Origin of the sequence: Vibrio sp. 10N.261.51.F12, assembly GCF_041471725.1 — a bacterium.
GTDB lineage: Bacteria > Pseudomonadota > Gammaproteobacteria > Enterobacterales > Vibrionaceae > Vibrio.
The window spans coordinates 49607-63422 of the sequence record NZ_JBFROV010000014.1 but is presented as its reverse complement, the minus strand read 5'-3'; the positions used below and the strand labels follow the sequence as shown (position 1 = coordinate 63422).

Sequence of the window (13816 nt, the reverse complement as noted above, 5' to 3'; positions counted from 1 at the left end):
ATAAAAATCGAAAGGTGTGGGCGTGATAAAAGTCGGCGCTCAGAGCACCGACCTCAGGAACGCTTTAAACGTTCAGCGCTTGCTCTAGATCGGCAATTATATCGTCGATATGCTCAATACCCACAGAAAGGCGAATCATTTCTGGAGAAACGCCTGCCTGTTTCTGTTCTTGTTCGTTGAGTTGCCTATGGGTGGTAGACGCTGGGTGACACGCCAGTGACTTAGCATCGCCAATATTTACTAAGCGCTTGAAAATGGCAAGCGCATCATAAAAGCGCACGCCGGCATCGTAGCCATCTTTTAATCCAAACGAGAGGATAGCCGAAGGTTTCCCTTTCATGTATTTTTCAGCAAGTGCATGATGCGGAGAATCGGGTAGTCCTGCGTAATTAACCCATGCGACTTTGTCATGATTTGATAGATATTGTGCAACCTTAAGCGCATTTTCAGTGTGACGCTCCATTCTCAAAGACAAGGTTTCTAACCCTTGAATGAGCATAAACGCATTCATTGGGGAGAGTGCAGACCCGGTGTTACGAAGTGGAACGGTACGAGCTCGCCCAATAAAGGCCGCTTCGCCAAAGGCTTCGGCATAAACGACATCGTGATATGAGGGTTCGGGTTTATTGAAAACAGGGAAGCGATCTTTATGTTCTGACCATGGGAACTTGCCTGAATCGACAATCATGCCACCTAACGTTGTTCCGTGACCACCTACGTATTTAGTCAGCGAGTGAACGACAATGTCGGCGCCAAATTCAATAGGTTTACAAAGCGTTGGCGTCGCGACGGTATTATCGACGATAACGGGCACACCTTGCGCGTGAGCTAATTCTGCAACGCGCTCCAAATCGATGATATTACCTGCAGGGTTACCAATGCTTTCGCAGAAGATAGCTTTTGTTCTATCGTCGATGAGTTCCGCCAAGCTTTCTGGTTTATCATCTTTAGCAAAGCGAACTTCGATGCCTTGGTTTGGCAGCATATGAGCAAAAAGGGTGTACGATCCCCCGTACAATTGCGGGGTGGCAACAATATTATCGCCGATTTGTGCCAAGGTTAACACGGCATAATTAATCGCAGCGCTGCCTGCACTGACCGCTAATCCGGCAATTCCGCCTTCTAGTGCAGCCATTCGTTTTTCTAAAACGTCGTTGGTAGGATTCATGATGCGGGTATAAATATTCCCCGGTACTTCCAGGTTGAACAGATCGGCACCATGCTGCGCGTTATCAAATTCATAGGCGACGGTTTGATAGATGGGTGTGGCAACAGATTTTGTCGTTGGGTCGGTTTCGTAACCAAAATGAATCGAAAGGGTTTCGTCTTTCATCGTTCTTCCTTGAATAGTCGTGATGTTTTATCGCTCCTGACATCATACTGCCAACTGGGTACGAGCGAGTAATTAGATAGTAACCCTATGTCGTGGTATAGGGGGCATGATTTAACCAATAGTCTCCATTATTTAATTTATACGATGAATGAGTCAACCGGTGAGATCACGTCTTTTGCTGTTATTACAATAGAGGAAAATTCTGAAATGGCACTAGGCTACGCTGTCTGATATTCTCAAGGTTGAGTTCAATGAATAATTTAGATCGCGATATTATGAAACCATTAACAATATTGGATGGCGGAATGGGGCGAGAGCTTCAAGAAATAGGCGCTCCGTTTTCACAACCTCTATGGAGTGCTCAAGCGCTAATAGAGTCACCAGATTATGTCCGTAAAGCGCATCAAAATTTCATTGATGCAGGTGCTCAGATTATTATAGCGAATAGCTATGCTTGCGTGCCGTTTCACCTAGGTGAGGCGCGCTACCAAAAAGAAGGGGCGATATTGGCGCGACAAGCGGCAGAGATAGCGGCTTCAGTTGCGACGTCTACCGGTAATGGACGAGTGCTAGTTGCGGGTGCTATTCCTCCGCCATTAGGGAGTTATCGTCCGGACTTGTTCGAAGAGCACAAAGCTCACTCGATCATTCAAACCTTGTTTGACGCGCAAGCCCCTTATGTCGATATGTGGATTGTAGAGACGATCTCAAGCCTGAAAGAGTTTGAGATAACACATTCGATTTTGAAAACTTCAGATAAGACTACGTTCTATGCGTTCAGTTTGGATGACACTGCGACGACAGTCGCGAGCTTAAGATCGGGTGACACTGTCACTGAAGCAATCATGTTGGCCTGTAGAAACAATGTGCAAGGGATCATGTTTAATTGCTCAGTACCTGAAGTTATGGAGCAGGCAATACAAGATGCAAACCAAGTCATTGCGAACCAGATAGCGAATAGCAATGCCCCGTATGAGATGACGATTGGCGTTTACGCGAATAATTTCATGCCAATCGTATCGGGGCATGAAGCCAATGGCACACTTCAATCCATGCGGGAGTTGTCACCTGATGACTACTTGATTTATGCCAAACGCTGGCATGAATTGGGGGCTTCAATTATCGGTGGTTGTTGTGGAATAGGCCCAAAGCATATAAAAGCACTTTCACAATGGCAAGGCAGCTTAACCGAGTAGAGTCAGGATATTGGATAGTAAAAAGGCAGGGATTACCATGAGGTAATCCCTGCCTTTTTCGTGTCTGCGGGTAAGCTAAATTACTTTTAGATTATCCTAGCGCCAGTGTTTTCTTTTGGTGTGCAAGGTACTCATTATACGTCCCTTGGAACTGAACCAATTTTTTGTCTTTTACATCAATGATGGAAGTGGCAAGAGAAGAAACAAACTCACGGTCATGGCTAACGAAAATCAATGTACCTTCGTATTTCTTTAACGCATTATTGAGTGACTCAATGGCTTCCATATCCATGTGGTTGGTTGGTTCATCCATAACAAGAACGTTCACGTCTTGCATCATTAATTTACCAAACAACAAGCGGTTCTTTTCTCCACCAGAGCAGTTTTTCGCCTTTTTGTTGGCGTCGTCAGCGGTGAACAATAAACGACCTAGAATACCGCGTACCATGAGGTCATCATGCTTAACGGTGCGCCATTGTGAGATCCAATCGAAGATACTAAGGTCATTATCAAAGTCAGCGGTGCTGTCTTGTGGGCAGTAGCCGATAGATGCATTTTCAGACCATTTAACAACGCCGGCCGTTTGCTCAAGCTCATTAACTAAGCAGCGTAATAGTGTTGTTTTACCCACACCATTCTCACCGATAACCGCTAAGCGAGTCCCGGCTTCTAGTAGTAGATTACCTTTCTCGAATAGCAGCTCGTCATCAAAAGAATGGCCGAGATCTTGCAGTTGTAATGCTTGGCGATGTAATTTCTTGCCTTCACCAAAATCAATCGATGGGCTAATACGACTGGTTGACTTAACTTCGTCTAGCTTGATTTTGTCCATTTTTTTGGCGCGAGAGCTTGCTTGTTTTGCTTTTGAAGCGTTTGCACCAAAACGGTTAACGAAATCTTGTAGTTCTTTGATTTCCTCTGCTTTCTTTGCATTTCCAGCAAGCAGTTGCTCACGAATCAGGCCAGACGCCTCTAGGAAGTACTCGTAGTTACCAGGGTAAATGCGAAGCTCGCCATAATCGATATCAGCCATGTGTGTACACACAGAATTCAAGAAGTGACGGTCATGCGAAATGATGATCATTGTACACTTACGCTGGTTGAGCTCTTCGCCAAGCCAGTTGATGGTATTGATGTCCAAGTTGTTGGTTGGTTCATCAAGTAGCAAAATATCTGGGTTTGCAAACAATGCTTGAGCGAGAAGAACACGCAGTTTCCAGCCGGGCGCAACCTGTTGCATCAAACCGAAGTGAAACTCTTCTTCTATACCTGCCTGGATGAGAATATCACCGGCACGGCTTTCTGCGGTGTAGCCATCCATTTCAGCGAATTCACTTTCAAGCTCGGCCACTTTCATGCCATCTTCTTCACTCATTTCTGGAAGTGAATAAATACGGTCGCGTTCTTGTTTTATTTCCCATAACTTGCGATCACCCATGATGACAACGTCGATAACGTTGTACTGTTCAAAGGCAAATTGGTCTTGGCTTAGGACACCAAGCTTAAGCCCTGGAGTAATCGAGACATTTCCGGAGCTCGGAGTTAATGCACCGCTAAGAATCTTCATGAATGTTGATTTGCCACATCCATTGGCGCCAATTAAGCCGTAACGATTACCGTTACCGAACTTAGCTGAAATGTTTTCAAATAACGGCTCAGCGCCGAATTGCATGGTGATGTTAGCGGTAGATATCAAAGAAGTATTCCTAGGTATTATAGTTGTCGATCTACTTATTGTGAGACAGCAAATCAACGGAAATGAAAGTACATATTATTACGCGGCGAATTATACAGATTTATTAGACAATTAACAGACATGAGAGATAAGTCACAAAAGAAGATTTAGGGTAAAACAACGCGACACTTTAAAAGCCATTGAGGACATTCTTATAGGGGGGAGGAATTATGGAATTGATGCGAGTTCTCATTGATTGATATCTAAGGAAGCAGTGAGAATTGGGGTGTATCAAAAACGGACATGCACTGGCCTACTGAATAACATATAGTGATTACTACGCTAAGCAGAAACTGATCGAGATAAGTTGGAGTACATAAAAATGGAAGCGATAAAAAAACTTGCTATGACAATCGGTACAGTGATGCTTTCAGGCTGCGCAAGTTACAGCATCACGGAACAAGACATGACCAACTATTTACAAGATTCTGTACAGTACGAGCAATCGGTAGGGATTGAAAATGTGATGTACGCACAGGTCTCCATCGAAGATCTGGACGTTAAGATAGGTCGAGCCGATGCTGAGCGGATTTCCGTGTTTGCAAATACCAATGCGAAAGTGCAGATGCTCAACTCGAAAAGCGTGGGATTAGATCTTGATATTGAATTTAGTGCCGTTCCTGAGTATCAACCCGACACCGGGGAGGTCTATCTGAAAGCACTGCGCCTGGAGCGCTTCGACGAGAAAAGCCAATTGCTGACGCCTGAAATGAAGGCTCTCATTAATCCTGCTGTTTCTATGATCGGCTATGCGCTTTCGCAGCATCCTGTTTATAAGCTTGATGCCTCTCAGGTAAAGCAAGCCTTGTTGAAGTCGGCTGAGCCAAGTTTAGTGATAAAAGACAACAAACTGGTCATAGAGCTGTTTAACTGATTTTGAGACGGATGTTTTCAAGGCAGGAATAGCAGGGTAGATGTGAGTTAAAGCAAAGCTAGAAAAGAATACACTCGTTTTCTAAATCAAATGCTTACATAGATTAATCTTCTTTGATATGTTTAATACTAACCTTTAAGTAGTGTCTAGGAGATCAGTCGTGGTTGTAGAGACAGACGGCTATCAAGCATTGATAGAACACCTTGCTATGAATTTGGACGTGTTTACCTCGCAAGTCGGGGACACTGGATCTGAAACCATTGAAGACGTAGCAACGGATATGGTGGCATCCAATATTATTGTTTTGTTTGAACAAAACCCCGAGCTTCATTCAAGTGTACGATTTAAGTTGTTGAAAGAAGTCGACTTGGTCATCCAAGACCTTGAAGAAGTCTTAGCGGGTGTATGGAATAAAAATGCCACTAACGAACAAGTGTTCTTTCTTGAAGAATACATCGCGCTGGTGAAAAACCTGTTTGACACGGCGGTTGCAAAGTACGATTAGCGGTGAAAAATGACATAAAAAAAGAGGCTATTTGGCCTCTTTTTTAGTTTAACGAGTTCATGAGTACGTTTGGCTTATAGGTTCATAAAAAGCTAGTTGACTGAGCGGAAATGCCAAAATGTGGAGGCCCAATATGGGTTATCCAATCGCGACATGATGACGCCCTTCGACGTTGATGCATGCATGAACGTATTCCCACCTAAATAAATACCGACATGGCGCGTTTTGTAACCGGTCTTAAAAAAGACCAAATCACCGCTTTTCGCATCGTTGTAACCGACTTTACTGCCGATATTGATTTGCTGGGCGGTGGTACGAGGTAGGCTTACTGAGTACGCATCTTTATAGACCGCTTGTACGAACGCAGAACAATCCACGCCACTATAGTTGGTCCCTCCTAATCGATAAGGCACACCTTGCCACTTTTTATATTCGGCTAAAAAGGGGGCATTATTAGGGGAGTTGTAAGACTGTTGCGTATGCGTTGGGCGTTCAGGAGAAGATGAACACGCCGATAAAGCGGCAACTATACTGCAACATATCAATAGCTTATGAATTTTCATTTGTCATCTTCATTCAATAAAAGTGTAATAAATCTGTCATTGAGAATAACTAGTATTCCTATTAATTCTATACCAATTCAAATAGTTGTCTAATACTCATCGGTGATGGGAAGGCACTGTTTGTGTGACCTAATGTAACGGATTTTGCATGACTCCCTCGAAAGCTAGGAAAGGCTCGACCTCACTTATACGTTCACTCAGTGTCATCTTTACTCTCATCGCCTCCTTTTTTGTTGGATTAAGCCTACTCAGTGCGAACGGACTCACTCAAGTTAAGCAGCAGTTCGACAATTTGTCAGATAAAGCATTGCCGCTATCAATGAACAATGCATCGCTCACACAAGACGTATTGGAACAAGTTAAATTGCTGACTTATGGTACGCAATTAACGGCAACGGATGAGCTCGACATTACACAGCAACGGATCAATGTTTTAGCCCAGCAGAGTGACAGAAGAGTCAGAAGCCTTTTTGATATTGCAGGTACGTTAGATAATGCGGTCACTATTGAACAACGTGAGCAATTAAGTGAAAAAATAATTGAACTGCAATCCCTTACCCAGTCGATATTAGCGCTACAGTCACAGATTCTATTTATGAAAAGCCAAATAGATAAAGACGTAGTGGGTTTTAGATATGGCCTTAGCTCTATTGGCCCAGAAATGAACCGTATCAGCTTGATTCTCGCTCAGGACAACCCGATGGCATCAGATGCCGCCAGCCGATTTATTGCCAGTGCGAGTTCGATGGAAAGCACTTTTCTTGTATTGATGATGCAAGACGAGCTACAAAAAGCGAAAAATGAATATCGTGAAATGCGTAATCGTATTGCGGGTATCGACTTGGCCTTTGATGATTTTTCTCAATGGCAACCCGACGTCAAAGAGTTCGCAAGCTTAACGGCGCCATTTAGTATGGTTCAAGAAGGATTTAAGTCTGATGGCGTGCTGCGTCAAATCTTGGAACGTTTAGAGTTGGTGGAAGAGCAACAAGAGCAGCTATCGCGAGCGACGGTGCTTGCCGACGAGACGACAAACCTATTAACGGATATCTCGACAACCGCATCAACGTTGATTGATAGCAGTAAAGCGGTAGTGACCGATACGATTCAATTCAATATTTACAGTTTATTTGTGGCAACGGCGATTTTGATTGCAGCGATCGTTTTACTCTTCTTTATGCTGCGTCGCTGGGTGAATCGTTCGCTTAAAAATATCACGAGCCAATTAAAGACACTGACACAGCATGATTTGACGAGTAATGTCTCGCTAACTGGACCGACAGAGATGCAGGATATTGCTCATAAGTTAAACCTGGTAATCAACTCAACCCATGATTCGATTGAAATGGTGACAAGAAACTGTGAAACCCTGTATCAAACCGCGGAAATCAGTCATGGCGCGGCCGAAGAAACTCGCAACAGCATGCGAGAGCAAAATACCTCGTTGGAAAGTATGGTGACCACAGTGACGCAACTAGAAGCGTCCATTAATGAAATATCGTCGGTGACTAACGCGTCATTTACTGATTCACAGCAAGCTGAAAACTTTGCCACTATCGGCCTAGAAGCGGTGGAATCTAATCGAGAACGTTTGCTTTCTTTGGAGACGACGCTCAGCAGTAATGCCGAATCTATGAATGAGCTTGACGACAAAGTGAAACAGATTCAAAAAATGGTGGATTTGATCAGTGGTATTGCCGACAACACGAACCTTTTGGCTCTAAATGCAGCCATTGAGGCCGCGAGAGCGGGTGAAATGGGGCGTGGTTTTGCGGTGGTAGCAGACGAAGTTAGAAAACTTGCCAGTGACACATCGAGCCAAACGACGAATATTCGACAAATGATGTCAGAGCTCGAAGAGGCCGCTCAAGAATCTCGCCAATCTGTCGTGGAGTCTCGTGACGAAATGAATCAAGCGCTAGTATCGAGCGAACGTGTAAAAACCTCTTTCGAAGACATAGAAGGTGCGGTTGCCTTAATTCGCCAGCGTGTAGAACAAGTATCGGTTGCGACGGAGGAACAAGAACGTGCGACGGCCGAGGTTGGGCGTTCCATTTCGCATGTCAGCGAGCAGGCTGAAAACGCGAACTTACAATTAGAGTCGATGGTAGAAAGTGCCGAGCAAGTTGCTGATATTGCCGGTCACCAACAAGCTATGCTACACAAATATGAATTGGTACAGCGTCACTGATCATCCTTCCTTGGCCAATGTTTATTCTCGAAAAGGCTGGGTGAGCATCTTATCCAGTCTTTGTTCGCTTGGGTTACTAAATTGGGGAATGCCGATTTCAACGTCATCATGACCTTGTGCTGGCTGTTCGCGATAGGTACCAAAGCGGATATCCCATACGGATAGAAAAAAACCAAAATTTGAATGGGTTTCTTCCACTAAGATAGAGTGATGAACACGATGAAAGTCAGGTGTCACGATAATTCGTCGAAGTTTCTTATCGAGTGACAGGGGCAGAAATCCATTGCTGTGGTTAAACATGGCACTGGCATTCAATATGATTTCAAATAGCAATACAGTGAGAGGAGGCAAGCCAAGAGCGGTGATTACTGCGATTTTTATCAACATCGACAATAGGATCTCAATGGGATGAAACCTTGCACCCGTTGTGACGTCTATGTCTCTGTCAGAATGGTGCATACGATGCAAGCGCCATAGTAGCGGTATGCGGTGAAATAGTAAGTGCTGGAAATAGATAACCGCATCGAGAAGCACAACCCCGAGTGGCACCAAAAGCCATGCTGAGAGTTGGAATTGATTAAATAGACCGATTTGGTGTTGCTGGGCTATATAAGCAGCGTCGATCGCGAGTACTGGCATAACAGCCGCGAGTAGAACCGAGTTAAGACCAACCAATCCCAGATTATTACTCCAACGCAGTTGTCGAGTTCGAGTTCGCGCTTTTCTTGGGGCTCGATATTCCCAGACGGCACAAACAACCAGCACAGTGACGAAGATGATCAGTCGATAAGCGTCGCTATTTTCCATCAATTTGCTATTTCCTTTACTTAAATGACGGTTTCCGCTGTTTAAATATAGAGTGCGAGGTTAGAATCCCGCCATCTGCCCTAAGATTACCATAAAAATGAGACTTCACGCCTTCCACCGAATGTACAACGAGCGACTCGCGATCGCCACTAAGCCTTTCAACGCTCGCGGAGCTAAGGTTAAACGTTGCCCACAATGTCAAATCGCGCAGCAATACTGTATCTGCGAACATCAGCCCGACGTAGAGTCGGATGTCGCCGTGTTACTGCTGGTTTCGGATAACGAAATTTTAAAGCCTAGTAATACTGGACGGTTGATTCTGGATGCGGTGAAAGAGGGTTACGCTTTCGCTTGGCGCCGCACAGAACCTGATCCGCGTCTACTCGCGTTGTTAAACGATGAGTCCTATCAGCCGATTGTCGTGTTTCCGGAAGATTATGTGGATGATAAATCAAGGCTATTGAGCACTGATAATAAAGACAACGTCGCGATGACCGTCAAGAAGCCGTTGTTCATTTTTTTAGATGGAAGCTGGCGAGAGGCAAGACGTATTTTTCGAAAATCACCATACCTTGATAGATTTCCCGTTTGCTCAATCAAGCCCGAAGTGATGTCCAACTACGTAATGAGAAAATCAGACATTGAAGAGCATTTAGCGACGGCAGAAGTGGCGAGTTTGGTGTTTGAGCAATTTGGTGAGACGAATATGGCTCGAGTGTTAGACCATTGGTTTGCGGCTTTTAGAGAGAGCTACATGATGAGCAAAACCCGATATTCGGTTGACCATACAAGACCGGACTTGCATAAATACATCGCACTCATCAGAAACGAGACGTCGCTCTAAAGTACACTCGATATTGTGCTGACTTGTTGACCAAGTAGCTCGACCAAGGGGATAACTTTGGGTTGAGTCACGGTTTGAGGGGGTAGGGATATGGATAATGTCTAAAGTGATCTTATTTTTACCCGTATTTTGGGTTAGCAAGGAGAGTTTTCTATGTATTACGGCTTTGATGTCGGCGGCACAAAAATTGAGTTTGGTGCATTCAACGAGAAATTAGAACGAGTCGCTACTGAACGTGTCCCTACACCAAGTGATAATTACCAGGTACTACTTGATACATTAGCTGGTTTAGTCGCGAAATATGACCGTGAACTCGGGGTAGAAGGAAAAGTTGGACTTGGGCTTCCAGGAATGGAAGATGCGGATGATGAAACGGTACTAACGGTGAACATCGCTTGTGCGAAAGGACAACCACTACGCCGCGATCTAGAAGCGTTAATCGGTAGAGAAGTGAAGCTCGAGAATGATGCGAATTGTTTTGCACTTTCTGAAGCATGGGATGATGAACTAAAAGATGCACCATCCGTGATGGGGCTGATTTTGGGCACAGGATTCGGTGGCGGGCTTATCTATGAAGGTAAAGTCTTTTCAGGCCGTAACAACGTCGCTGGTGAATTAGGTCATATGCGTTTGCCTATCGATGCTTGGTTCCACCTAGGCGAAAAAGCGCCGTTGCTTGATTGTGGCTGTGGTAAAAAAGGCTGCTTGGATAACTACCTATCTGGTCGAGGTTTTGAGCTTCTCTATGCGAACTACTACGGTGAGCAGAAGAAAGCGATCGATATTATCAAGGCGCGAGAAGCGGGCGACCCGTCTGCAACCGAGTTTGTTGATATGTTCATGGAACTGCTAGCCATTTGTTTTGCGAACATCTTCACAGCCAACGATCCACATGTCGTGACGCTTGGTGGTGGCCTTTCAAACTATGAACTTATCTACGAAGAAATGCCTAAACGTGTGCCTAAGTATCTAATGTCTGTGGCGAAGTGCCCGAAAATCGTTAAGGCGAAGCACGGCGACTCTGGTGGTGTGCGTGGTGCGGCGTTCTTGAATATTACTTAGTTAAACTTAACTATTGTAGAGTAAAGAATGAAAGCCAATAGTTAACTATTGGCTTTTTTGATGGCTGGTAATTGGCTTAGAGTATGTTTTAAAATTGGAGTGTAGAGGGAAAGGGGGAATATAACGGATAGGTTAGTATTTGTAGCGTTTTAAAGACAGCCCTACTTTTCAGGTTTATTGTTGTTGAACTTAGCGCAGACCCTGCTAAGTGTTAATGCAGTAGAAAAATCAGCGCACATGGAGAAGTGGCAATGTCAAATACATCAAAAAGGGCGCTATTACTGCTGCTTTTACTTATGTTGGCTTTTCATACGCTGTTGTTGCAAGCTCAGATGCCCTTAAACGGTGATGTGGCATTTTTACTCAATATGGCGAAGCATACCGAGTGGAGTCACTTTTATTTAGATTATTATGAAGTAAACCCACCTTTAATTATATACATCTATAAATTATTCATGGTTCCTTATTATCTGGGGTATGTTAGTGATATATCCTCTTTGAGAATAGCTGTAGTAAGCTATCTGCTTTTCGCGATTTACTTAAGTTGGGCTAATTTGTTAATGTTTGAAATAAATCAGAGGCTACTATTAATATTTTCGTTAAGTTTAGGTCTGTTTACTATTTCGCAATCAGCATTTGCTCAAAGAGAACATTTGATTGCTGCAGGCTTGGTGGTTTACTTCAGCCACATCGTAAGAGCACAGTTGGGGAAAGGAGGTGGCGCATTAAGCGTGATTTCAATGTTTATGCTATCAATGTCAATATGTCTAAAGCCACAGTACTTTATTGTCTTTATAGTTGTAGAGGCATATCTACTTGTCACGAAGAGCACTGCATGTAGATGGAAAGAGTACGTTACTGTTGGACTGCTTGGTTTTAGTTATATTGTTTTTGTATACCAGTTTCAGACTGAATATATAGAGCATATCATTCCTTTGGCAAGGGAGTATTATGGCGTGTATTTCAAAAGTATGAGAGATGTAGTTAAGACAGCGTCGGTTATTTTTATAGTTATGTTCTTCCCTTATTTGCTATTAAAAAAAGTATATTTTGATAAACGAGTGGTATTTTTATTGTTGTTATTTTTTGTTTCCTGTTTAAGTGCATATATTATGGGGCGAAGTGCATTTGGATATCACCTTATTCCAGCATTTACGTTTTCATTTTCTTTGGTTTACATGGCAATAATCTTGCTATCAAACAAGCTTGTTCATAACATTCGTATTATTAATATAATATTCGTGATGATAGCGCTTGTACCGGTATGTGTGTTTAAATATCAAGATTTAAAGAGAAGCTACCAGTTAGATTATGGCTTAGCTTTGCACCGTCTATTGTCGGATAAACAAAATATCACTCAATCAATGTTTGTAGATGAAGAGGTTCTAAATCTCTCTAAAAAAATTGATCAGTATAGCGTTCGAGGCCAAAACATTACGTTTGTTGCTTCTACTGGCATGTCACCGCATCATACTATTCCTATTCATTCAGGCTTACCTTGGTTAACAAAACAACCTAACTTCTGGTTGCTACCGCTTACCATTAAGTATCGAGAGAATGATAGCCATAAAGACACCATGCGATTTGTACAAAAGACGATTACAGACGATATTAACGATAACAAACCATCGTTAATCGTAGTGCACCTTAGGGAGAGAACCGCGACACGCTATGGCGAGAGTGATCTATTAAATGCATTGATGGAGTACCCGCCATTCGTTACTGCACTCAGCACATATAGAAAAGTTGATAAGGCTTCAATAGAAGAATCGACATACGAACTGTACGTTAGAGAATTACGCAGCGATTAATGAACATTATGATACCCTTGCTGATGTTTTAACACCTTAGTGACGTACGTTCTAGTTTCATCAATGGGAAATTCGGTAGTGAGGTAATGGATAATGGCATCATCACTCATTTGATTAACGGTGTGGGAAAAGCTCTCTACATAATTATTTCGTTTAAAGTATTTTTGGAGATTAGCTGGTCCGCAATTATAAGCAGCAATAGCGAGCCATTGTCTGGAAATAGGTGAACGTATATCTTGTAGATAATGTACTTGAAGGACATTGAGGTATGCGGTACCGATATCGATATTGACACTTGGGGTATAGAGTTGTTCAGTAGTAAATTGAGACTGAGGATAATAACGTTCGATAATTTCAGCCACCGCCCCCGACTTCATCACTTGCATTAAGCCGTAGGCTGGGGCGTGTGATAATGCTTTCGGTTCAAAGTAACTTTCTACATGAATAATGGCAAGTATCAAGCTGACATCTACTCCCCATGCATGAGAGGCTTTTCGCACCAAAGGTAGAAACTCGCGGGCTTTAGTGGTTAGCGGAAGGGCGTTGACGGTATTTATGTCGTAGAGATAGCCGGTGTTATTGGGGCTACCGATAGTGTTAATATGATTAAGGCGATTTATCTTGTGCCTCACTTTCGAGCCTTGAGTTAGAGCTCCGCCTCGTAGTTCTTGTACTTTGCGGGTAATGCGATATACGTCGGTGTGTTTAATAGAAGACGGTGATTTAAGCGTTGTACCATTAGTCTTTAGAGTGGATTTTATCGTGAGTTGTTTGGTGGATAAATCTTCAATGTTAACGACTGGTTTCATTTGGTGATGATTGTTTGCTTTACTGGCTCCCTCGGCACAATATCCGCTTAAGATTAGGCACCAAAGCAGAGGTGAGGATGTTATCA

General features: G+C 43.4%; 12 protein-coding genes. 7 read left to right on the top strand and 5 right to left on the bottom strand.

The annotated features are described in order from the left end of the window. Window positions 1-64 precede the first annotated feature (64 nt). Complete coding sequence (locus AB4405_RS07545) at window positions 65-1333, bottom strand: O-acetylhomoserine aminocarboxypropyltransferase/cysteine synthase family protein (RefSeq protein ID WP_372060279.1); 1269 nt, start codon at window positions 1331-1333, stop codon at window positions 65-67. A gap of 275 nt (window positions 1334-1608) precedes the next feature. Between AB4405_RS07545 and AB4405_RS07540 the strand changes: the two genes are divergently transcribed. Next, on the top strand, window positions 1609-2529 hold the full coding sequence (locus tag AB4405_RS07540) for a homocysteine S-methyltransferase family protein (RefSeq protein WP_372060683.1): 921 nt from the start codon (window positions 1609-1611) through the stop codon (window positions 2527-2529). Window positions 2530-2620: 91 nt separating this feature from the next. On the opposite strand, the gene AB4405_RS07535 is transcribed toward AB4405_RS07540, so the two are convergent. Then, window positions 2621-4225, bottom strand: coding sequence for an ABC-F family ATPase (locus AB4405_RS07535; RefSeq protein WP_372060278.1), 1605 nt, complete (start codon window positions 4223-4225; stop codon window positions 2621-2623). 361 nt (window positions 4226-4586) lie between these two features. Between AB4405_RS07535 and AB4405_RS07530 the strand changes: the two genes are divergently transcribed. Continuing rightward, complete coding sequence (locus AB4405_RS07530) at window positions 4587-5138, top strand: DUF1439 domain-containing protein (RefSeq protein WP_372060277.1); 552 nt, start codon at window positions 4587-4589, stop codon at window positions 5136-5138. Between the two features lie 160 nt (window positions 5139-5298). Next, on the top strand, window positions 5299-5643 hold the full coding sequence (locus AB4405_RS07525; RefSeq protein ID WP_102467870.1) for a DUF3802 family protein: 345 nt from the start codon (window positions 5299-5301) through the stop codon (window positions 5641-5643). Between the two features lie 92 nt (window positions 5644-5735). Here the strand turns inward: AB4405_RS07525 and AB4405_RS07520 are convergent, their stop codons facing one another. Further along, entirely contained in the window at window positions 5736-6206 is a 471-nt protein-coding gene (locus AB4405_RS07520) for an NlpC/P60 family protein (protein ID WP_372060276.1), read from the bottom strand. Between the two features lie 148 nt (window positions 6207-6354). On the opposite strand from AB4405_RS07520, the gene AB4405_RS07515 reads away from it, so the two are divergent. Further along, a complete protein-coding gene (locus AB4405_RS07515) occupies window positions 6355-8397 on the top strand; it encodes a methyl-accepting chemotaxis protein (RefSeq protein ID WP_372060275.1) in 2043 nt (680 codons plus the stop codon). A gap of 21 nt (window positions 8398-8418) precedes the next feature. On the opposite strand, the gene AB4405_RS07510 is transcribed toward AB4405_RS07515, so the two are convergent. Further along, a complete protein-coding gene (locus AB4405_RS07510; protein WP_372060274.1) occupies window positions 8419-9204 on the bottom strand; it encodes a sterol desaturase family protein in 786 nt (261 codons plus the stop codon). A 91-nt stretch (window positions 9205-9295) separates the two neighbouring features. Here AB4405_RS07510 and AB4405_RS07505 point away from each other — a divergent pair, with 91 nt between their 5' ends. The 3 genes from AB4405_RS07505 (at window position 9296) to AB4405_RS07495 (ending at window position 12921) form a co-directional block, all read left to right on the top strand. Beyond that, window positions 9296-10048, top strand: a complete 753-nt coding sequence (locus AB4405_RS07505) for a tRNA-uridine aminocarboxypropyltransferase (RefSeq protein WP_372060682.1) — start codon at window positions 9296-9298, stop codon at window positions 10046-10048. A 153-nt stretch (window positions 10049-10201) separates the two neighbouring features. Next, window positions 10202-11110, top strand: coding sequence for an N-acetylglucosamine kinase (nagK, locus tag AB4405_RS07500; protein ID WP_372060273.1), 909 nt, complete (start codon window positions 10202-10204; stop codon window positions 11108-11110). Between the two features lie 251 nt (window positions 11111-11361). Then, window positions 11362-12921 carry a hypothetical protein gene (locus tag AB4405_RS07495; protein ID WP_372060272.1) on the top strand — a complete coding sequence of 520 codons (1560 nt, stop codon included), beginning with the start codon at window positions 11362-11364 and terminating at the stop codon, window positions 12919-12921. On the opposite strand, the gene AB4405_RS07490 is transcribed toward AB4405_RS07495, so the two are convergent. After that, complete coding sequence (locus AB4405_RS07490; RefSeq protein ID WP_372060271.1) at window positions 12918-13730, bottom strand: transglycosylase SLT domain-containing protein; 813 nt, start codon at window positions 13728-13730, stop codon at window positions 12918-12920. The genes AB4405_RS07495 and AB4405_RS07490 overlap by 4 nt on opposite strands. Between the last annotated feature and the right edge of the window lie 86 nt (window positions 13731-13816).

Coding starts and splice junctions, on each gene's coding strand:
- AB4405_RS07540 (WP_372060683.1), top strand. CDS start 1,609: ATGAAACCATTAACAATATTGGATGGCGGAATGGGGCGAGAGCTTCAA.
- AB4405_RS07530 (WP_372060277.1), top strand. CDS start 4,587: ATGGAAGCGATAAAAAAACTTGCTATGACAATCGGTACAGTGATGCTT.
- AB4405_RS07495 (WP_372060272.1), top strand. CDS start 11,362: ATGTCAAATACATCAAAAAGGGCGCTATTACTGCTGCTTTTACTTATG.
- AB4405_RS07515 (WP_372060275.1), top strand. CDS start 6,355: ATGACTCCCTCGAAAGCTAGGAAAGGCTCGACCTCACTTATACGTTCA.
- AB4405_RS07545 (WP_372060279.1), bottom strand. CDS start 1,333: ATGAAAGACGAAACCCTTTCGATTCATTTTGGTTACGAAACCGACCCA.
- AB4405_RS07490 (WP_372060271.1), bottom strand. CDS start 13,730: ATGAAACCAGTCGTTAACATTGAAGATTTATCCACCAAACAACTCACG.
- AB4405_RS07520 (WP_372060276.1), bottom strand. CDS start 6,206: ATGAAAATTCATAAGCTATTGATATGTTGCAGTATAGTTGCCGCTTTA.
- nagK (WP_372060273.1), top strand. CDS start 10,202: ATGTATTACGGCTTTGATGTCGGCGGCACAAAAATTGAGTTTGGTGCA.
- AB4405_RS07510 (WP_372060274.1), bottom strand. CDS start 9,204: ATGGAAAATAGCGACGCTTATCGACTGATCATCTTCGTCACTGTGCTG.